The sequence below is a fragment of the Secundilactobacillus paracollinoides genome (genome assembly GCF_001702155.1).
Lineage (GTDB): Bacteria > Bacillota > Bacilli > Lactobacillales > Lactobacillaceae > Secundilactobacillus > Secundilactobacillus paracollinoides.
In genome coordinates, this window is the sequence record NZ_CP014912.1 from 1,319,684 (window position 1) to 1,338,428 (window position 18,745).

Genomic DNA, 18,745 nt, shown 5'->3' on the forward strand with positions numbered 1-18,745 from the left:
ATAAAGGGTGAACATCAGTTACGAGATTGGGAACGCAACTCGTAACGTTGGGGGCGCAAAACACTGAGAGATGAAGGAGTGTTTCGATATGAGCGATAAGATCAACTATAACAATTTTGACTACTACACCAACCGAGAATTAAGCTGGCTGGATTTTAATGACCGGGTCTTAGAAGAGGCTCGCGATGAGTCAAACCCGTTTTTGGAACGGTTATCTTTTTTGAGCATTACGCAGAGTAACCTGGATGAATTTTTCATGGTGCGGGTGGCCTCACTGGCTAAGCTGGCTGCGGTCAACTACCCCGAACCAGAGGCATCCGGGATGACGGCCGAAGAACAGCTTAAGGCAGTCAACCAAAAGGCCCACGTGCAGCTGACTAAGCAGTATCAGACGCTGGATAATCTGTTGCCGGATTGTGAACAGCTGGGGATTCAGCTGAAAACGGTGAAGCAACTGAGCGATAAGCAGTACCAGTTCATTAAAACCTATTTTCATGATGACCTCTATCCCGTCCTCACGCCAATGGCGGATGACAGCTCACGGCCGTTTCCCTTTATTGCGAACGATACGTTGAATTTTGCCATCCAGTTGAAAAAGGGCGGTAACGATGAACCGCTGTACGCCACACTTCAGATTCCTGACGTCTTCCCAAGGGTGTTGAGGCTGCCGGATGACGACAACGCGTTTATCTTGATCGAAGACGTGGTCAAGGAGTTTGTGAGTCAACTTTTCGTGAATTACAAAATCAAGTCCAGCAGCGCGTTTCGCGTTATTCGGGATATGGACCTCGATGTTGCCGAAGAGGATACCTCTGACCTGCTGAAAGAAGTGCAGCAGCAGTTGAAGTTGCGCGAACACGGTGATGTGATCCGGTTGGAAGTTGAGAGTAGTATCAGTAAGAAATTATTGAAACGATTGACCACGGAACTCAACGTTGATGCGTTTGCCATCTATGAGGTTCCCGGTCCACTTGACCTGACCTTCCTAAAGCACGTGGTGAAGGAAACAAACGGGCATGATGCATTGAAGTACGCGAAATTTAAGGCCTACCAGCCAAAGGCGTTGTCCGCCCAAAATAATATTTTTGACGCAATCAGTCAGCATGATTGGCTGATGCAGCACCCCTACGACAAGTTCGACCCCGTTGTGGAGTTTATTCGGCAGGCAGCCAGTGATCCCGATACCCTGGCCATCAAAATGACCCTATACCGGGTATCTGGGGATTCGCCAATCATCCGGTATTTAGGACAGGCTGCGCAAAATGGGAAACAAGTCACTGTGTTGGTTGCAGTGAAGGCACGATTTGATGAACAAAATAACGTGCACTGGGCGAAAAAACTGGAAACGATGGGCTGCCACGTCATTTACGGATTGATTGGGTTGAAGACCCACTGTAAATTATCGCTGGTCGTTCGGCGTGAAACGGATGGTATTCGGCGCTACATGCACATGGGCACTGGGAACTATAATGATGCGACCGCTCATTTTTACACTGACATGGGATTATTTACAGCGGACAACGATATGGGGATCGATGCCACCAACATTTTTAACATGCTGTCTGGCTATTCACGGCCACCATTTTTCCATGAGCTGCACATTTCGCCAGAAGGCATTCGTGATTTCATCGATGAAAAATTGGACGCCGCCATTCAAGTGGTTAAGGATGGTGGAACCGCTCACGTGCAAATGAAGATGAACTCGCTGTCTGATCAAGGCATCATTGCGCATATGTATCGTGCCTCTCACGCGGGCGTCAAAATTGACATTATTGTGCGGGGCATCTGTTGTCTCAGAACCGGGATCAAGGACGTGAGCGACAACATTACGGTGCACTCGATCGTTGGCCGTTTTCTGGAGCACAGCCGAATCTATATTTTCGACTTTAATGGCGAGTCGACTGTTTATTTATCCAGTGCGGATATGATGACGCGGAATCTGAATCGGCGGGTGGAACTGCTTTTCCCAATCAAACAACCTGATCTGCGTGACCGGGTCATTGCGATTTATGCTATTATGTGGACAGATAACGTCAAGACACGAGTTCTGACGGCGGATAACACTTATAAACGCGTCAGTCGCGGCGGGGCACCAGCCAATGACTCACAGGCGGTGTTCGTTGCGGATGCCGAAAAGAAAGTGGCGTTCGCTCAGGCCCGTGCAGAACAGAATAAGTTATCTAGTCTGCAGTCGGCAGGAGAGGGTCAGCCAGCCGCAACTGAGCAGTCTGATGCGGTCGACCCGGGCAACGATAATGGAAGTGACGCTTAGTGGAAAATTTTGCGGTAATTGATTTGGGGTCAAACTCGGCGCGTCTGAGTGTAACCAGAATTGATGATAACGGGGAAACAACGCCCGTGACGCAGTTGAAGTCGTACGTTCGCCTGTCTGAAAACATGGGGGTTGAACGGGTGCTGCAGCCGGAAGCCATTGACCGAACGTTAGCGGCATTGAAAGAATTTAAGACCGTGTACGATCGAGAAGAAAACGTGAGCGTCAAAGCCATTGCAACGGCGGCTACCCGGCAGGCAAGCAATCAAAAACAGTTTTTAAAACAGGTTGCCGAATTGGGCATCGATCTGAAGGTGATTCCGGGCACAACGGAAGCCTACTATGATTATTTAGGCGTCAGCGAGACCTTGCCGTTACCGAACGCTGTTATTTTGGATACTGGCGGGGCAAGTACGGAAATTATTTTGGTGCAAAATAACAAGGTGCAGCACCTTATCAGCATCCCCATTGGTAGTGTGACACTGACGCAGGGGTATTTACCGGCGGATGTCATTCCTGCTAGCAACCTGTTTAACGTCATGACCTACGTGAATAACCTGCTATCAGGTATCTGGTGGTTGCGGAATGGCTTGCATTTGCCGATTATTGGGCTGGGTGGATGTAACCGAACGCTGGCAAAAATCGACCGCCGCTATAATCGTTTTTCAGATTACGAGGATATCCACGGCTACCAACTCAGCCGTGAGGTGGTGGATAATACCTTTTCAAAGATCGTCGACCGTGATCTGGATGGTCGAAAACAGATTCCAGGATTGAGTAAGGACCGCGCGGACATCATTGTCGGCGGCCTGATCCCGCTAGTCTTGATGATGCGCTATTTGGATTCGGATAGGATTACGTTTTCAAATAGTGGGTTGAGGGATGGGGTGTTGTTTGAGCATTTGGGAGAGAGTGGAGCAAGGCGCTTAGGAGGCGGAGTGTAAGTAACTCTGGTCAGAAAAGTCCGGGCCTGACTTTTTTGACCAGAGTTGCTTACACAGGAGCCTCCTGCCTTGCGGAACTCGTTTAGTCAATGTGAAAAGGGAGCGCCGAAGCAGTTAGCACTCACTTGAAAAGAACCGGTCAGCCCGGGCCTGGATTTTTTACCAGAGTCCGTTACATGGCCGCCCCTTGCCTTGCGGAGGCTTGTGGTGTTATGTCAATGTGACAAAGGCGCACCAAAGCCAAAACAATACCGACAACCAGATAAAGCAACTTTAAAAATAATTCTATAGCTAAAATAGCCTCCAATTCACCGGCGAATTGCCAGTGGATTGGAGGCTATTTTTAGCAGGAGGTTGGTGTCTTTCTAGGCAACCGGGCCGAAACGTGTTAAAAAAGGCCGCTCCCGGCCGTATAGCGCACCCTAGTCAAGAATCCAAGTTCGGGATTCTCGACTAGGGTGCGCTATACTCTGGGAGCAAGACCGCCTTTTTTAACACTCTACGAAAAAAGAGGTCCCTTTCCAGGAACCCCTTGGGGAGTGAGACACTCATTCATTCGCGATGAGAGGGCCATCTAAAAAGCGTCGAAACCAACTGTGGTCGACGCTTTAGCCCATAGAAAGTAGTTTTGAAAGTTGCTGCTTTGAACTCTTAAGTTCGGTTATATGTTAAGATAACCAAAAACAAAAGTCAATTAAATAATTTTGTAAATTATTATGTCATAGTAAATAACGACAATATGCGGATTTTGTAATCGTAAACCAGCCTAATATAATAGACTTTTGTTTAATATTGGCAATTCAGCTGATAAATGTTAGGGATAATAAAAAAATATCTATTAAGTTTAAAATTTTTATAAAACTGATTAAGTAAGTAAAGAAAACGCTAACTATATTTCACATGTATGATAATTTATTAAGTATTACCTAAAATTCTATTTGAATTCCATAAACTTTATTGTACAATGTTTGTGGTCACAAATAGAAAGGTGGTTTTAAATTTGGCAGATCAACCAAGAAAGCACCGTTTGATCGAATACGCCAACGGAAAATCGTTGGAAGAGATCAATGGTACTGTTGAAGTTCCAAAGAATATCGGATTTTGGAAGGCATTATTCATGTACTCCGGGCCGGGCGCACTTGTTGCAGTGGGGTATATGGATCCAGGGAACTGGTCAACTTCCATCACCGGCGGTCAAAATTTCCAGTATTTATTAATGTCTGTTATCTTAATGTCAAGTTTGATCGCGATGCTGTTGCAATACATGGCGGCTAAACTTGGCATCGTGAGTCAGATGGACCTTGCTCAGGCCATTCGAGCACGGACCAGTAAAGCGTTGGGGATCGTGTTATGGATCCTCACAGAATTAGCTATTATGGCGACGGATATCGCCGAAGTGATTGGGGCAGCCATTGCACTGTACCTGTTGTTCCATATTCCATTAGTCATTTCAGTTTTAATTACGGTTCTTGATGTTTTGGTCTTGCTATTATTAACGAAGATCGGGTTTCGAAAAATTGAAGCCATCGTTGTTTGCTTGATTTTAGTTATTTTACTGGTGTTTGCTTATCAGGTTGCGTTATCAGACCCTAACTGGGGTGGTGTTATCGCTGGCCTGGTACCAAACGGCAACACATTCTCCGGCTCAATTCACGTTAACGGCGATACGCCGCTGACTGGGGCTTTGGGCATCATCGGGGCGACAGTTATGCCGCATAACCTTTACCTGCATTCCGCTATTTCTCAAACGCGGAAGATGGATCATAACGACGAAGCGGACGTTGCGCGGACAGTGCGGTTCTCAACTTGGGATTCAAACATTCAGTTGTCGCTGGCATTCGTTGTTAACTCTTTGTTACTCATCATGGGGGTCGCTGTTTTCAAGAGCGGTGCCGTCAAAGATCCTTCCTTCTTCGGGTTGTTCCAAGCACTTTCAGATACGTCAATGCTGAGTAATGGTGTGCTGATCGGGGTTGCTAAGTCGGGGATCCTCTCCATTTTGTTTGCGGTTGCCTTACTGGCTTCAGGTCAAAACTCAACCATTACTGGAACGTTGACCGGTCAAGTCATCATGGAAGGATTTGTCCACATGCGGATGCCACTATGGCTACGTCGATTGATCACCCGTGTCATTTCAGTGATTCCAGTCATGTTCTGTGTGGCTTTGACGGGTCGTGAAACGCCGATTCAACAACACGAAGCACTTAATAATTTAATGAATAATTCCCAAGTATTCTTGGCGTTTGCCCTGCCATTCTCAATGGTCCCATTGTTGATGATGACCAACAGTAAGCTTGAAATGGGCGAACGATTCAAAAACCACATGTGGGTCAAAATCTGCGGCTGGTTCTCAGTGATTGCACTGACTTTCCTGAACTTAAAGGGGTTACCAGATTCCATTGCCGGGTTTTACGGTGAAAACATTACGGCTGCACAGACCCAAACGGCGCACATGATTGCCTACGTTCTGATCGTTGGTGTGTTAGCGTTACTTGCTTGGACGATTTATGATCTGTACAAGGGTAACAAACGGTTGGCGGCAGAAGTTGCTAAACATGGGGCGTTGAACGCCGAAAATTAGGAGGTACTTGCGATGGCTAAGACCGATTTTACAAGTATTTTAGTTGGGGTAGATGATTCTGAGGATGCATTATTAGCATTTGACTATGCGATTCACTACGCTTTGGATCTCAACGCGAAGTTAACGATTGCGTCAGTATTGGAAAATGACGATATGAGCGTCTATCAGGCACTGGATAAGGGTTACATTCATGGCGAACGTAGTGAACTGGAGGAACATCTTTTAGATTATCAACGCCAAGCTCAGGATGCGGGTGTTAAAGACGTCGACCTTATTGTTGATGAAGGGGACGCGGGCGAAACCATCGTGAAGAATATTATTCCTCACGTTAAGCCAGACGTACTGATTATTGGGTCGATCGCAAAAAAAGGGATCAAGCGCCGGTTTGGGAGCCAAGCTGCCTATATGGCTAAGTACGCGCCAATCTCGGTACTCGTTATTCGGTAAAAAACATCCTGAATTTGCTGATTAGGGGTGTTCGTAACAAAGAGAGCTGGTCAAGATAAATGACAGAAACAAAACCAAGAAAGTTTAGACACATTTTAGTTGGGGTAGACGATTCGCCGGATGCCCAATTAGCGTTTCGGTATGCCATGAACCGAGCTAAGAGCGATGGGTCAACATTAACGATTACCTCGATTCTTGAGTCGGATGAGATGAACGTTTACCAGGCGCTCAGTAAAGATTTTGTGCATGGTCAGCGTGACGCACTCGTTCAACATGTTGAAGGCTACCGCAATTTGGCATTGCGATTCGGCATTCCCGATGTGAGCGTCGTTGTTGCGGATGGTGATCCAGGTGAAACCATCGTTAGGGATGTGATTCTGGCTGTTAAACCGGACCTTCTAGTGGTCGGGTCGTTAGCAAAGAAGGGCATTCGAAAACGATTTGGCTCTCAGGCTGCCTATATGGTTAAGTACGCACCGATTTCAGTGCAAGTCATCAGATAGGAACAGTAAAATAAGCACATTAGGTCGGATACCATGTTGTATCAGATGACCTAATGTGCTTATTTGCGAACAATTATTTCGAATTCTGGAGCGTTTTTCAAGGGTGCCAGCGACAAAACATGTTAAGCTTGATACAGTTTTAAACACAACTTAATGAAGAGGTGCATCACATGAAAATTGGGGTTATTGGCGCAACCGGCCGAACGGGTCAGGAGATCGTTAAGGAAGCCATTAGTCGCGGCCATGAGGTCACGGCCATTGTTCGCAGTAAAGACAAAGCGGCATCCCTGTTTGGCAATCAAGTGACCATCATTAAACAGGGTGCATTAACACTGACGCATGATGATCTCTCAGAGTTTGATGAAGTCGTCGATGCTTTCGCTTCACCACAGGCCTATCAGCATTTGGACCTTGCGAGTCGGTTGATCAGTGCGTTCCGCAATGACGACACGACCAACTTGTTCTTCATTCTGGGTGCCAGTTCTTTAAAACAAGCAGACGGCACCATGATGTTGGATACGATTTTGAAAGACAACGCTGGTCAGCCGTGGATTCAAACGCCTGTCCAACAAGTTCATGAATACAACTATTTGCAGTGGATCGATAATGTGAACTGGACAGCAATCTCACCGCAGGCAACATTCACCCCCGGCCCTAAAACGACTTACCGGATCGGCAAGGACGAGATCCTGTTGAACAAGGCTGGCAAGTCGGAAGTCTCTACGGAAAATCTTGCCAGTGCGTTGCTTGATGAAATTGAGCAACCGAAGCATTTACGGCAACGATTTACGGTTGTTGACGACTAAGGAGGTCTAATAGTGAAAGCAATTGTGCTACGTGAACCTGGTGGCCCGTCAGTCTTGAAAATGACAGACGTTCCAACACCAAAGGTCAAGCCCGGCTGGTCGCTCATCCAAGTGAAAGGGTTTGGCATTAATCGTTCTGAGATTTTTACCCGAAACGGGTGGTCACCTACAGTGAAATTGCCACGGATCCTTGGCATCGAAGGCGTTGGCGTCATTGCTGAAACGACGGATGAAGCCCGGTTGCCGATTGGGCAAAAGGTTGCCACGATCATGGGTGAAATGGGACGAAACTTTGATGGCAGTTACGCTGAATATATGTTGATTCCTAATGAACAGATTTTTGCTGTCGAGACCCAGTTATCTTGGGCTGAATTCGCCGCGATTCCCGAAACTTATTGGACGGCTTACGGCTCGTTGCTGAATCTTAAACTTGCGGATAATGATTCCTTACTGATTCGTGGCGGCACCAGCGGCGTTGGCTTAGCTGCTATGAAATTGGCCAAGGCTATGCGCACAAGGATAACCGTCATTGGCACGACACGAAGGCCTGAGAAAAAGACTGAGATGCTGGCTAATGGGTTTGATGATATTATTTTGGAACAAGCGGGTCACGTTCAGGCTGGTTCCCGTCAATTTGATAAGGTGTTAGAACTCGTTGGATCATTGACGTTGCAAGATTCTTTGACGCTGGTGGCCAAAAATGGCATTTTGTGTGTCACAGGGTCTCTTGGTGGTGTTTGGTCCAGCAAGGACTTTGATCCGATGGGGTTTGTGACAGCAGGGACCTACCTGACGTCGTTTAGTTCCAGTGATGTCACTGAGCAAACATTCAATGATATGCTGCAGGTCATCGAACAGCACCATATTGATGTAACGCCCACTAAAACGTTTGATCTGGCTCATACGGCGGATGTGCAAGCTTTTCTTGATTCAAGCGACAGTTTTGGTAAGGTTGTCGTACTACCTTAAATCGTCCATTAAAATAACGTCCTTATAAATTCAGTCAGAATTCATAAGGACGTTATTTGAGCTGCTCGCAATGAAGATTAATTTTCCCACTCGCTCATGTCTGGACCAGCTGGAATAACCTGGTCGAAACTCGTGACCTTCTGTGTGGTTTGATAGAAATGTTGTTTGATCTTATCGAAATCAGTATCGGCCTTAATGATTGGATTGCTGTACATCACCTTGGCATAGCGCCAGAGGTTAGGGTAATCCTGAAGCCGGTGTTTGTTTAATTTTGCGGTGTAGTACCAAACGAGGTCAAATCGTAGTAAGCGGGCAAACAACATCAGGTCAGCGGTGGTCATGTGATCGCCGAAGAGGTAGGCCTGGTTGGCCAAACGCTGGTTGAAATCCTCCAGTTCGTCAAAAAACCGGTCGGAGAGGCGGTTGAAGCCCTCTTGTGAAATAGCTGTTGAGGCCCCGTTAATGATTTTTGATAGGTCAGCGATGCGTTTGCTTAAGGCAACGAGCTCGTCGTGGTCGGCATCTGGGAACAGGTCTGGCGCACCAGGAGCCGTGTAGTCACGCCATTCAGTGCCCAGTTCCTCGAGTAATGTAGCTGATTGACTGGTGACAACTGCACCAGTTTGAACATCAACCAAAGCTGGAATGGTTGGGCGACTATCAAATGATGGGTCAGCCTTCTTGTAAGCAGTCGAGACACGGCTGATCTCTAAAATCGGATCGTCATCATTTTCGTCTGGTCCAAAGAACCAGTCGTCATCGATTCCGGTATGACGCAGGGAATAAATGGGACTGCTGGCAATGACCTTATCAAGCCCTAAGAGGTCAATTTCCATTTTGACGGGGTTTGCCCACGGGCAGAAGTACGCCCAGATCAGTGAGTAGCGATTGGGTTCAACGGGCAGGTCCCCAGTTGAAAAACGTTGGTCTAACGTTGCAGATGGTTTCTTTTTTGGTTGCCAAGAACATGCGGCACCTTCATTTGATTCGTTTGCCATACGAAAACACTTCCTTTTAGATCGATTATAAAACCTTTGCTCAAAAAAGGACACGCGATGGCTTATTAAGTTGTGATTGGGTGACAATAATGGCAACAAGAAATAATGAAAATGATGTCTTTTGTGAATTTTTCATTAATAGACTAAAGTTGTAAGATTGTTTGGGTAAGGGGCGACTATATTTATTTAAAAAATCTTAATCTTTGGTATAACGGACGCTAAACCGCTTTCTATAATAGTCTGTAAGTATGGATTACAGTTACCAAGTTGTGACCTATTTGTGAAAATAGTATGACTTTTTAGTAAATTGTGAACTAGTAAGCAAATTATATGCTATACTAACTTTATTCAAAACAAAACTTAAAAATTAACTCGGAGGGATTCACATGACTGATCGTTTAAAGGGTAAAGTTGCAATTGTTACTGGCGGGACTTTGGGAATTGGCTTAGGCGTTGCCCAACGCTTTGTCGACGAAGGCGCTAAGGTCGTTATCACAGGGCGTCACGCTGATGTTGGTGAAAAGGCTGCTAAGAGCATTGGCGGCGAAGATGTCATTCGTTTCATCAAGCACGATGCTACGGATGAAGAAGGCTGGGTCAAGTTGTTTGACGAGACTGAAAAAGCCTTTGGGCCTGTTACCACGTTGGTGAACAACGCCGGGATCGCCATCAACAAGAGTATCGAAAACACGACCACAGAAGAATGGCACAAACAATTAGCTATCAACTTGGACGCCGTGTTCTTTGGGACTCGTTTAGGGATTCAACGGATGAAGAACAAGCACCTTGGCGCTTCGATCATCAACATGTCCTCAATTGAAGGCTTTATCGGTGACCCTAACTTGGGTGCCTACAACGCGTCAAAGGGTGGCGTGCGGATCATGTCGAAGTCAGCAGCCGTTGACTGTGCGCTGAAAGACTACGATGTTCGAGTTAACACCGTGCACCCAGGCTACATCAAGACGCCGTTGGTAGAAGATCTGCCAGGTGCCGAAGAAGCCATGTCAGCCCGGACAAAGACACCAATGGGTCACATTGGTGAACCAGACGACATCGCCTACATCTGTGTCTACTTAGCCTCAGATGAATCCAAGTTCGCAACAGGTTCAGAGTTTGTTGTGGATGGTGGGTATACGGCACAATAGAAAAGAGTGTGGAAGAAGGCGTTTAAGGGGCTACTGGAACACGTTCCGGCGTGGCGGCCAAGAAAGTCAGAGTGTGGAAGAAGGCTCCGCCCTCTGCCTTCTGGAACACGTTTCAGCGTGGCAGCCAAGAAAGTCAGCCACAAAAAGCGCGTCCCAACCAGTGCCAAGAGCAGGCACAATCAAAAAATAGCAATGCAGGCAACCAGCTAACAAAAATCGCAGTGAAGTGCAGATTCGAAAAGCTGAAAACCCACAAAAATAGGTACTAGGATCATCCATGAGAGGTGACCCTGGTACCTATTTTTAAAGACGATTAGTTACAATTTGAATCGATATTGGATGCAATGGCCTTCCTGTTAACTGCGTTGTGACTCTCTTAGCCCCTGTGGCTTGCGATGACAGTCATCACTAAAATAATGGCGGATAGGAAAATTGTTTGACCGTGAAAAATACCAATTAGCAGGCCATTCAACGCCGCCCCGACGACAAATCCAAAAAGAATCGTCCCGATAGTCGTTAGGTTGTCCCAAGCCATTGTGTCGCGTTTAAAAATACCATCATAAATGGCCTCGGCAAAAGTTCTGAGGTTACCTGTCATCATGAGTGAGGTGAATCCTTTACCTTTCAATTGGCGAAATTCCTGGAGTTGGGCGGCCGCTGCCATTGATAACAAGCCAACAGATACCATATTTGGCATGACCGCTGCGAATGCGCCAGCCAACACTATCAATACAATTTCATAGGTTACGATGAACGTTTTCCGACTCATTCGAAGCCCTTCATGATAACGATGTTGGATGAACCTGGCGACAATCGTGCCGACCATAAACATCAAAATCGCAATCAAATAGTGGCTCGCCCGTGACCAGTTTCCAAGGCCAATGTGGCTGCCAAGTAGAATCAAGTTCCCAGTTTGTAGACCAGCAAACACCTCGCCATGCGTAAAGTAGGTGTAGGAATCCAAACCGCCCGCGGTGGCAGCGAGCAACGCTCCGGTTAATAGCCGGTCATATCGTGGTTTTGCAAGTGTCATGAATCATTTCCCCCTCTTAGTAACAGCACCTAACGCATTGTTGCCTCGCCGAACGCCTTAAGCTGTTGCTTACCCCAGTCATGAAGACTGAACAAAATATGCTGCATTTCAACACCATCATGCAGTAACCGGTAGGCATATTCGTCATCATCGGCCACTAGTCCCAAACTAATGAGTTTAGTGAGGGCCAAGAGCAGGTTCAAGGTTGAAATGCCGCGAATCTTTTTGCGTAAAATCATGAAATCAGAAAAGTCAGCTGTTAAATTTGTGAGGATCAAGGCGTACCACTTATTATTGAGTAGTTCTAAACCAACGCGGGTACTGACGCTGATATCATGCTTCGTCAAGATTATCACTTACCTTTTATCAGATACCTGCAAGTTTACCGTTATCAAGCAAAGGTTGCCAGTAAAGCAACTTGGTTGAACCTACGAAAAAGTTCCTCAAAATCCAAGCAGGCACATTGACTTTACTGGATTTTGGGGTATTATATTCTCAAGCAAAAGCACGGTGATCGTGCATGGGCAGGCTCATTCTCCTGCCTAATTTTCTGGAAATCGATTGTTGTAAAGGGGATACTAAAAAATGAAACGAACATGGTTAATTACAGGTATGACAAGTAACTTTGCACAAAGATTGATTCAAAATCTGGCTAAAAAGAGCAATAAAGACGTCAAGGTCGAAAAACAGAGTCATCTGCCGATGTTGCCACAGGCAGCTACGGTGGATTTGATGATTAATGGAAGAATATAGAGTGCGGAAGAAAGCGTTTAAAGACTGGAGCAGAAGGGCACTCTGATAATGAATCCCGGGCCTGGATTCGTTATCAGAGTGCCCTTCTGTGCAAGTCTTTGCTTTCTGGAGCACGTTTCGGCTAGGTAGAATAAGAGCACCAAACTAGTGCAAGTCTTTGCTTTCTGGAGCACGTTTCGGCTAGATAAACTAAGAAAACCAAACCGGTTCTGGGTCTAAAAGTAAAAAAACTGCATAAATTCACCTCCCAAAAAAAGAAGCCGCAATCACAGGCTTCTTTTATTTTCCCCAGTCACCGACAACTCAAGCCTTTATAATAGACCTAAACCCCAAAAAAGAAGGCCCCCAAAATGCCCATTGAACTCCTAGTAACGGTCAACGAAACCTATATCCCACCTCTAAAAACACTGCTCAACTCAATCCATCAAACTGAATCCCAACCCATCCACGTTTGGCTGATTCACCGCCAAATCGACCCGACACAACTCAAAACGTTGTCAGATTGGATCACTGGCCACAATATGACGTTCACCGCCTGCCAAGCAATCCCAGCCGTTTTCGGCAACGCGCCGATCACTGCTCAGTATCCAGTTGAAACCTATTTCCGGCTTCTAAGTGGGCAAATTCTCCCGAAGACACTTCACCGGGTGCTCTATATTGATCCTGATATTCTGGCTCAGGGTCCTCTAGATGAGCTTTGGCAGTTAGACATGCAGGGACGCCCATTTGCGGCTGCCGCTCATCAAGACCAACAACTTGAGAATCGCCAACGGATGCAGATCAATCACGCCTATTACAATACTGGTGTGCTTTTGATTGACTTGGATCGCGTTCGCCAGCTGATTAATTTTCGGGACATTACGGCCTACATCACTACTCATGAGGATCTGCCACTAGTTGACCAGGACATTTTAAACGGTCTTTACGGCAATCAGGTGACGCCAATTGACGATAAAATTTGGAATTTTGATGTGCCGAGTTACGCAAACTACCTAGAAGGTGGTTTAACACCTGAGTGGATCGCAGCTCATACGCGATTGTTGCACTATCAACGGCAACCAAAACCGTGGCAGCCGGAATACGCCGGACCATTAGGAAAAAATTATCAACAAGCGCAGATTAGCGAGTGAAAATAAGCGTCAGGACTGATGTCGTTTTTGCAACAACCCACCCATATTTGATGAAATTGCTTCTATATAATTAGACACTTACAAACATGTGTCAAAACTTGAAAGCGGCGAAAGAAAAATCGGCCAAATATTTTGACAAAATTAAAAAAGACAACTATTCTTATTAGATAATCAATAAATATAAGTACAATGAAATCTTTTTGATTAATTTAGGTCCTAATGCTTAGTCATCTAAATAACTTGCATGAGAGAAGGAAAAATCGGTGTTAGAGAAAACAGTATATCGTCAATTACTTAGTCGCGCATTTAATATCCCAGTTGCAGTCACATATTGGGATGGTAAAACGGAAAACTATGGTGAGGGCGATCCGGTTGTTAAAATCAAGATCAACAGAGATATTCCTATCAAGGAAGTCACTGCGTCACCAACTAGCGTGTTAGCTGAAGCGTACATGAAGAAGGACATTGAAATCGATGGCAGCATTCAAGCCTTGGTCACTGCCGCCTTCAGCAACACGGGGAGTTTCTTGACAAACAACCCATTTTTGAAGCACTTACCAAAAACGAGTCACTCTGAGAAAGCTAGTGAAAAGGACATCCAATCTCACTACGATATTGGGAATGATTTTTACGAACTTTGGTTGGATGACACCATGACTTATTCATGTGCCTACTTCGAACACGAAGACGACATGTTGGAACAAGCCCAAATGAACAAGGTGCACCATATCATCAAGAAGTTGCAGCCAGAACCAGGCAAGCGCTTATTAGACATCGGGAGTGGTTGGGGCACATTGCTGTTCACGGCCGCCGAAGAGTACGGTCTGAACGCTACTGGGATCACGTTGAGCCAGGAACAGTACGACTACACGAAACAACAGATCAAGGAACGTCACCTTGAAGGTAAAGTCGACGTCATCATGGAAGACTACCGTGAGATGAACGACAAATTCGACTACGTGACCTCCGTTGGGATGTTCGAACACGTTGGTAAGGAAAACTTGGGCACCTACTTCCAGAAGGTCAGTGATCTGATGGAAGATGATGGTCGCGCATTGATCCACGGGATTACCGGTCAACACGAAGGTGCCGGGATGGATCCATTCATCAGCAAGTACATCTTCCCAGGCGGTTACATTCCAAACATGGCTGAAAACTTGACTCACGTGATGGATGCTAAGCTGCAATTGGCAGACTTGGAACCACTGCGTCGTCACTACCAAAAGACACTCGAAATCTGGGACGCCAACTACCTCAAGGTCTTCGATAAGGCCGTTGACAAGTACGGCGAAGAATTTGCCCGGATGTGGGACATGTATCTTCAAGCATGTGCCGGCTCATTTGAAGCTGGTAACATCGACGTGATGCAGTACCTGTTGACGAAGCAGCCTAGTGGGACTGGGTTGCCGATGACTCGGGACTACATGTATGAGGATAGTAAGGCAAAGCAGACGAACTAGTATCGTCTTTGTCTAAAACACTGTAATACCATGTAACAACTTAAAAAAATCTCGTTGACGATTGGGTCGACGGGATTTTTTTCGTTCCTATGATTATTTTTAATAAAAGTGTGTCTAGAAATGATATCTAAACACGCTTTTTACACGCTAATAATATTTTATAATTACTCTGGGTGGTGCTCTGTGCTCACATTATCTAGTGCATGAGGATCCTCGTCTAATAATTGATAAAATTGTTTAGCAACGTCGCTGGGGCGATGACTGCCGTTCTCCCATGATTCAACGTCAGTGGTGGAAATATCCAATAATGCGGCGAATTGCTGTTTAGTTCCTGCAACTTTTTTGCGAATACGGATTAGGTCATCAGGTTTGTAATCAGGGACGTCCCGGACTTCCATTGTGACGGTTTCAATGTTTGTTGGCAGACCGTTTTGCTCGTCTTCTAATTCTTTGATGCTCTGTAATATCGTACTTTCTTTTTTCTTCTGCATGATTAATGGGCTCCTTTATAGCGTCGAATGAAGCTTTTCATTGTGTTCTTTTCAAAATCCGACAGGGTCTCTTGACTGTGCTTGCTATAAACCTTGAAAAAAAGCAATTCGTCATTGAATGGCATAAAGTAGATGATACGATACCCACCACTTTTTCCATAGTTTACGATATTAGCGGAAAAACGCATCTTTATGGCACCACCTGTGTGAGGAATCATATCACCTGGAAAAGACCTACCATAATTATTATCTGGTGTGTTTTTTAAGTAATTGATAAATTGGAGCCTTAATGACACCTTATCTAGTTCTGATAAGCCTAGTTTCTGCCATTCATTGTTGAAGGCCTGGGTATATCTGAAATTAATTTTGGACATATGGTTCTCCTTTTTCAAGGCAAATCAAGTATACGATATTGCCATAGTATTGCAACTGAAATGAACAAACTGTTGAACTGCAGTTATCATTTGAATTGTTACAATAGTTAAAGACGTTTTAGGAGAGACATTTGTTTTTTTAGTTTAGCAATGAACGCATTTCTAACGTCTATACAACACAAAAAGCGCCTAGTAGTTAATACTTGCTAAGCGCTTTTTTTGGTGAATTTGCCTATTATTTGGCTAGTTTAGAAAAGCATTCTCTGCCTCATGGTGGAAACGAGGGTTCGTGTAAAGAACGCTGAACCAAAAGTCAGGCCCGGACTTTTCAATCACTGTGTGCTTTTTGACTTCTGGTTTTCTTGGCCTCATTGCCGAAACGTGTTCCGCAGGGCACGGGGCTAACGTGTAACGGTCTCTGGTCTAAAAGTCAGACCCGGACTTTTAGACCAGAGACCGTTACACACCGCCCCTAAACCGCCCTGCTCCACACTCTACTCCGTTCTCAAAGCCGTCGCCGCATCCTTCTTCGACGCCATCCGTGCCGGCACATGCCCGCCCAAAACGGTGAGCACGGTACTAATCAAAATCAGCACAATGGCCGCCACAGGATTCAACTGCGCGACGTTGCTCAAATTGGTCATACTCTTGAGCACGATGTTGATTGGGAAGGTCGCAGCCCATGCGATGAAGATACCGATGAGTCCCGAGGCCACCCCAAGAATGGCGGTTTCGGCGTCAAACACCCGGGTGATGTCCTTCTTCCGCGCACCCAGTGCTTTGAGGACCCCGATTTCTTTCGTCCGTTCCAGTACGGAGGTGTACGTGATGATGCTGATCATGATCATACTGGTGACCAGCGAAATACCGGCAAACGCAATCAGCACGTAGGTGATCGCGTCCATCAGGCCACCGGTCAGCTTGGATACGGAACCGGCCATATCGGTGTAGATGACCTTATTGGCCTTGGATTTTCCTTTGTTATAGGCGTTCAAATAACTGAGCACCTTATCCTTATTCTTGAAATTATTCGGGTAGATCATGATGCTCGATGGTGTCTTGGAACCGCCGAGGGCTTGAATGACCTGCGTCTTGTCCACAGAAGCACTCAAGGTGGCGCCGGTTAGCACGTTTCGTGAACTGGATTTCTGCGCTTTGACGATGGCGGAGTTCGCGTTTTGATCGACCAACGCCTTGGTCAAATTGTCGCTGTACGCAAAACCGGTTGCCAGAATATTCTCCTCATTTGCCGACCGGACCCGCAGGACACCAACGACGCGCAACGTTTTGTTGCTGCTGTTGCTGTACATGGTCTTGTAGTCGGTATTCGGCAGGAACATGCCGGCTGCGGACTTGTAGTAGGTGTCGTTGTCGACGGTCTTAAACGTCGTACCAACGATCTTGTTGAAGTCGACCTTTTGGTTATTCTTCACCTTGAAGCCCAGATTCGTCAGCGCGTTGATGTTCGTCGAGTTGTCCTTGTTAATAATTAAAACGACATCCGTGGTCTTAGTCGGGTAGGCGCTGGCCATCACTTTGTAGTGCTTCTTGAGAAAGCTGGTCTTGCCCTGATTATCAACGGGGTAGGAGGAAACACCAATGCCCGCTGAACTCGCCAGTGCGCTCGACATGTTCAGGCCGCTAGATTTAGACTGACTCTCGTTAGACAGCTGGACCGGCTTGATCTTACCGTTCACATCGCGCAGCAAGTTCATACCGGTTGTGTACGTGATCCCGACGTTCTTGCTGTATTTTGGATTGAGTCTTTTCACATAGTTTACGTAGTTTTGCGTGATTTTATTAGTATGTTGCGCCTTATCCTGGTCACTGATTTGCGCCACGACGGACTTTTCCTTAGAAAAATGTTCCTTTTTGCTGGTGTCGTTGGCCGGGTCTGGGAGGTGGCAGTCTGTGAAATCGTCACTGGATACTGGGCCAGGGTATTGGATTGCGTTTGATCGATCTGTTTCTGGAACCCATTTGACAGGGCGAGAACGACTGCGATTCCGATGATGCCAATACTGGAGGCAAACGCCGTCAGGAAGGTTCGCCCCTTCTTAGTGCGGATGTTAGTAAACGACAATTTTAGCGCTGTCCAGTAGGTCATTTTCGTCTTGGTCAGGTGAAACTGTTCGTTTTCTTCCAGCTCATTGTAGGGGTTCGTGTCATCCACGATTTTCCCGTCTTCGAAACGAATGATCCGGTCGGCATATTGGTCGGCGAGGTCGGGGTTGTGGGTGACCATGATGACGAGGCGCTCTTTTGACAGTTCCTTAATGATCTGCATAATTTCTTGACTGGTTTCGGTATCCAATGCGCCGGTCGGTTCGTCACACAGTAAAATTTCCGGGTCGTTGGCGATCGCCCGCGCAATGGCCACCCGTTGCATTTGCCCACCAGACAGTTGGTTCGGCTTCTTATACATATGGTCTTCCAACCCGACACGTTTCAGCGCTGAAATGGCCTTTTCCTTTTTCTCGGCAGTGGGCACACCACTGAGTGTCATACCCAACTCAACGTTGTCGATGATGCCCAGGTGACCAATCAGATTGTAACTTTGGAAAATGAAGCCGACCGAGTTGTTCCGGTACGCGTCCCAGTCGGAGGCTTTGAACTCCTTGGTGGACTTTCCCTTAATAATCAAATCGCCGGAGTCATAGACGTCCAACCCGCCAATATTGTTTAATAACGTGGTCTTCCCAGAGCCACTGGGGCCAAGGATCGCGACAAATTCCTGTTGCCGAAATGAGACGGACACATCATCTAACGCCTTCGTGCTCGTGTCGCCCACCTGATAGTATTTTTTTAAATGTTGCAGTTCGAGCATGTGATCCCCTCC

General features: G+C 46.3%; 16 protein-coding genes and 1 pseudogene. 11 read left to right on the top strand and 6 right to left on the bottom strand.

Going from position 1 to position 18,745, the window contains the following annotated elements:
* Positions 1 to 88: 88 nt before the first annotated feature.
* From AYR61_RS05565 to AYR61_RS05595, 7 genes are all read left to right on the top strand, one after another.
* A complete protein-coding gene (locus AYR61_RS05565) occupies positions 89 to 2,272 on the top strand; it encodes an RNA degradosome polyphosphate kinase (RefSeq protein ID WP_065902059.1) in 2,184 nt (727 codons plus the stop codon).
* Positions 2,272 to 3,216, top strand: a complete 945-nt coding sequence (locus tag AYR61_RS05570; RefSeq protein WP_054707505.1) for a Ppx/GppA family phosphatase — start codon at positions 2,272 to 2,274, stop codon at positions 3,214 to 3,216. Before AYR61_RS05565 ends, AYR61_RS05570 begins: the two co-directional genes overlap by 1 nt.
* Positions 3,217 to 4,180: 964 nt before the next feature.
* Positions 4,181 to 5,797: an Nramp family divalent metal transporter gene (locus AYR61_RS05575; RefSeq protein WP_065902061.1), complete on the top strand. Its 1,617-nt coding sequence runs from the start codon at positions 4,181 to 4,183 to the stop codon at positions 5,795 to 5,797.
* Positions 5,798 to 5,809: 12 nt separating this feature from the next.
* Positions 5,810 to 6,244, top strand: coding sequence for a universal stress protein (locus AYR61_RS05580; RefSeq protein ID WP_065902063.1), 435 nt, complete (start codon positions 5,810 to 5,812; stop codon positions 6,242 to 6,244).
* Positions 6,245 to 6,303: 59 nt separating this feature from the next.
* Positions 6,304 to 6,747: a universal stress protein gene (locus AYR61_RS05585; RefSeq protein WP_056987062.1), complete on the top strand. Its 444-nt coding sequence runs from the start codon at positions 6,304 to 6,306 to the stop codon at positions 6,745 to 6,747.
* 170 nt (positions 6,748 to 6,917) lie between these two features.
* Positions 6,918 to 7,553, top strand: a complete 636-nt coding sequence (locus AYR61_RS05590; RefSeq protein WP_065902068.1) for an NAD(P)-dependent oxidoreductase — start codon at positions 6,918 to 6,920, stop codon at positions 7,551 to 7,553.
* A gap of 12 nt (positions 7,554 to 7,565) precedes the next feature.
* On the top strand, positions 7,566 to 8,522 hold the full coding sequence (locus AYR61_RS05595) for an alcohol dehydrogenase catalytic domain-containing protein (RefSeq protein ID WP_065902070.1): 957 nt from the start codon (positions 7,566 to 7,568) through the stop codon (positions 8,520 to 8,522).
* 77 nt (positions 8,523 to 8,599) lie between these two features.
* Here the strand turns inward: AYR61_RS05595 and AYR61_RS05600 are convergent, their stop codons facing one another.
* Complete coding sequence (locus tag AYR61_RS05600) at positions 8,600 to 9,520, bottom strand: glutathione S-transferase C-terminal domain-containing protein (RefSeq protein WP_056987061.1); 921 nt, start codon at positions 9,518 to 9,520, stop codon at positions 8,600 to 8,602.
* Between the two features lie 386 nt (positions 9,521 to 9,906).
* Here AYR61_RS05600 and AYR61_RS05605 point away from each other — a divergent pair, with 386 nt between their 5' ends.
* Positions 9,907 to 10,665, top strand: a complete 759-nt coding sequence (locus tag AYR61_RS05605) for an SDR family oxidoreductase (protein WP_065902071.1) — start codon at positions 9,907 to 9,909, stop codon at positions 10,663 to 10,665.
* Positions 10,666 to 11,041: 376 nt separating this feature from the next.
* Here the strand turns inward: AYR61_RS05605 and AYR61_RS05615 are convergent, their stop codons facing one another.
* Entirely contained in the window at positions 11,042 to 11,698 is a 657-nt protein-coding gene (locus AYR61_RS05615) for a YoaK family protein (protein WP_065902074.1), read from the bottom strand.
* Between the two features lie 29 nt (positions 11,699 to 11,727).
* On the bottom strand, positions 11,728 to 12,045 hold the full coding sequence (locus AYR61_RS05620) for a winged helix-turn-helix transcriptional regulator (RefSeq protein ID WP_065902076.1): 318 nt from the start codon (positions 12,043 to 12,045) through the stop codon (positions 11,728 to 11,730).
* 238 nt (positions 12,046 to 12,283) lie between these two features.
* Here AYR61_RS05620 and AYR61_RS15150 point away from each other — a divergent pair, with 238 nt between their 5' ends.
* From AYR61_RS15150 to AYR61_RS05630, 3 genes are all read left to right on the top strand, one after another.
* Complete coding sequence (locus tag AYR61_RS15150; protein ID WP_156319223.1) at positions 12,284 to 12,451, top strand: hypothetical protein; 168 nt, start codon at positions 12,284 to 12,286, stop codon at positions 12,449 to 12,451.
* Between the two features lie 350 nt (positions 12,452 to 12,801).
* Positions 12,802 to 13,581 carry a glycosyltransferase family 8 protein gene (locus tag AYR61_RS05625; RefSeq protein ID WP_065902077.1) on the top strand — a complete coding sequence of 260 codons (780 nt, stop codon included), beginning with the start codon at positions 12,802 to 12,804 and terminating at the stop codon, positions 13,579 to 13,581.
* A 263-nt stretch (positions 13,582 to 13,844) separates the two neighbouring features.
* The gene (locus tag AYR61_RS05630; RefSeq protein ID WP_065902079.1) at positions 13,845 to 15,041 is read left to right on the top strand and encodes an SAM-dependent methyltransferase; all 1,197 of its coding nucleotides are present in this window, start codon (positions 13,845 to 13,847) and stop codon (positions 15,039 to 15,041) included.
* 164 nt (positions 15,042 to 15,205) lie between these two features.
* Here AYR61_RS05630 and AYR61_RS05635 read toward each other — a convergent pair whose 3' ends face one another.
* The 3 genes and pseudogenes from AYR61_RS05635 to AYR61_RS05645 form a co-directional block, all read right to left on the bottom strand.
* Positions 15,206 to 15,532, bottom strand: coding sequence for a helix-turn-helix domain-containing protein (locus AYR61_RS05635; protein ID WP_054707470.1), 327 nt, complete (start codon positions 15,530 to 15,532; stop codon positions 15,206 to 15,208).
* Between the two features lie 2 nt (positions 15,533 to 15,534).
* Positions 15,535 to 15,906 carry a hypothetical protein gene (locus AYR61_RS05640; RefSeq protein ID WP_054707467.1) on the bottom strand — a complete coding sequence of 124 codons (372 nt, stop codon included), beginning with the start codon at positions 15,904 to 15,906 and terminating at the stop codon, positions 15,535 to 15,537.
* 494 nt (positions 15,907 to 16,400) lie between these two features.
* A pseudogene (locus tag AYR61_RS05645) lies at positions 16,401 to 18,733 on the bottom strand (ABC transporter ATP-binding protein/permease).
* Positions 18,734 to 18,745 lie beyond the last annotated feature (12 nt).

Excerpts from the sequence above, each read along its gene's own strand:
- AYR61_RS05565 (WP_065902059.1), top strand. The coding sequence starts at position 89 with ATGAGCGATAAGATCAACTATAACAATTTTGACTACTACACCAACCGA.
- AYR61_RS05575 (WP_065902061.1), top strand. The coding sequence starts at position 4,181 with ATGTTTGTGGTCACAAATAGAAAGGTGGTTTTAAATTTGGCAGATCAA.
- AYR61_RS05580 (WP_065902063.1), top strand. The coding sequence starts at position 5,810 with ATGGCTAAGACCGATTTTACAAGTATTTTAGTTGGGGTAGATGATTCT.
- AYR61_RS05585 (WP_056987062.1), top strand. The coding sequence starts at position 6,304 with ATGACAGAAACAAAACCAAGAAAGTTTAGACACATTTTAGTTGGGGTA.
- AYR61_RS05590 (WP_065902068.1), top strand. The coding sequence starts at position 6,918 with ATGAAAATTGGGGTTATTGGCGCAACCGGCCGAACGGGTCAGGAGATC.
- AYR61_RS05600 (WP_056987061.1), bottom strand. The coding sequence starts at position 9,520 with ATGGCAAACGAATCAAATGAAGGTGCCGCATGTTCTTGGCAACCAAAA.
- AYR61_RS05605 (WP_065902071.1), top strand. The coding sequence starts at position 9,907 with ATGACTGATCGTTTAAAGGGTAAAGTTGCAATTGTTACTGGCGGGACT.
- AYR61_RS05615 (WP_065902074.1), bottom strand. The coding sequence starts at position 11,698 with ATGACACTTGCAAAACCACGATATGACCGGCTATTAACCGGAGCGTTG.
- AYR61_RS15150 (WP_156319223.1), top strand. The coding sequence starts at position 12,284 with ATGAAACGAACATGGTTAATTACAGGTATGACAAGTAACTTTGCACAA.
- AYR61_RS05625 (WP_065902077.1), top strand. The coding sequence starts at position 12,802 with ATGCCCATTGAACTCCTAGTAACGGTCAACGAAACCTATATCCCACCT.
- AYR61_RS05635 (WP_054707470.1), bottom strand. The coding sequence starts at position 15,532 with ATGCAGAAGAAAAAAGAAAGTACGATATTACAGAGCATCAAAGAATTA.
- AYR61_RS05640 (WP_054707467.1), bottom strand. The coding sequence starts at position 15,906 with ATGTCCAAAATTAATTTCAGATATACCCAGGCCTTCAACAATGAATGG.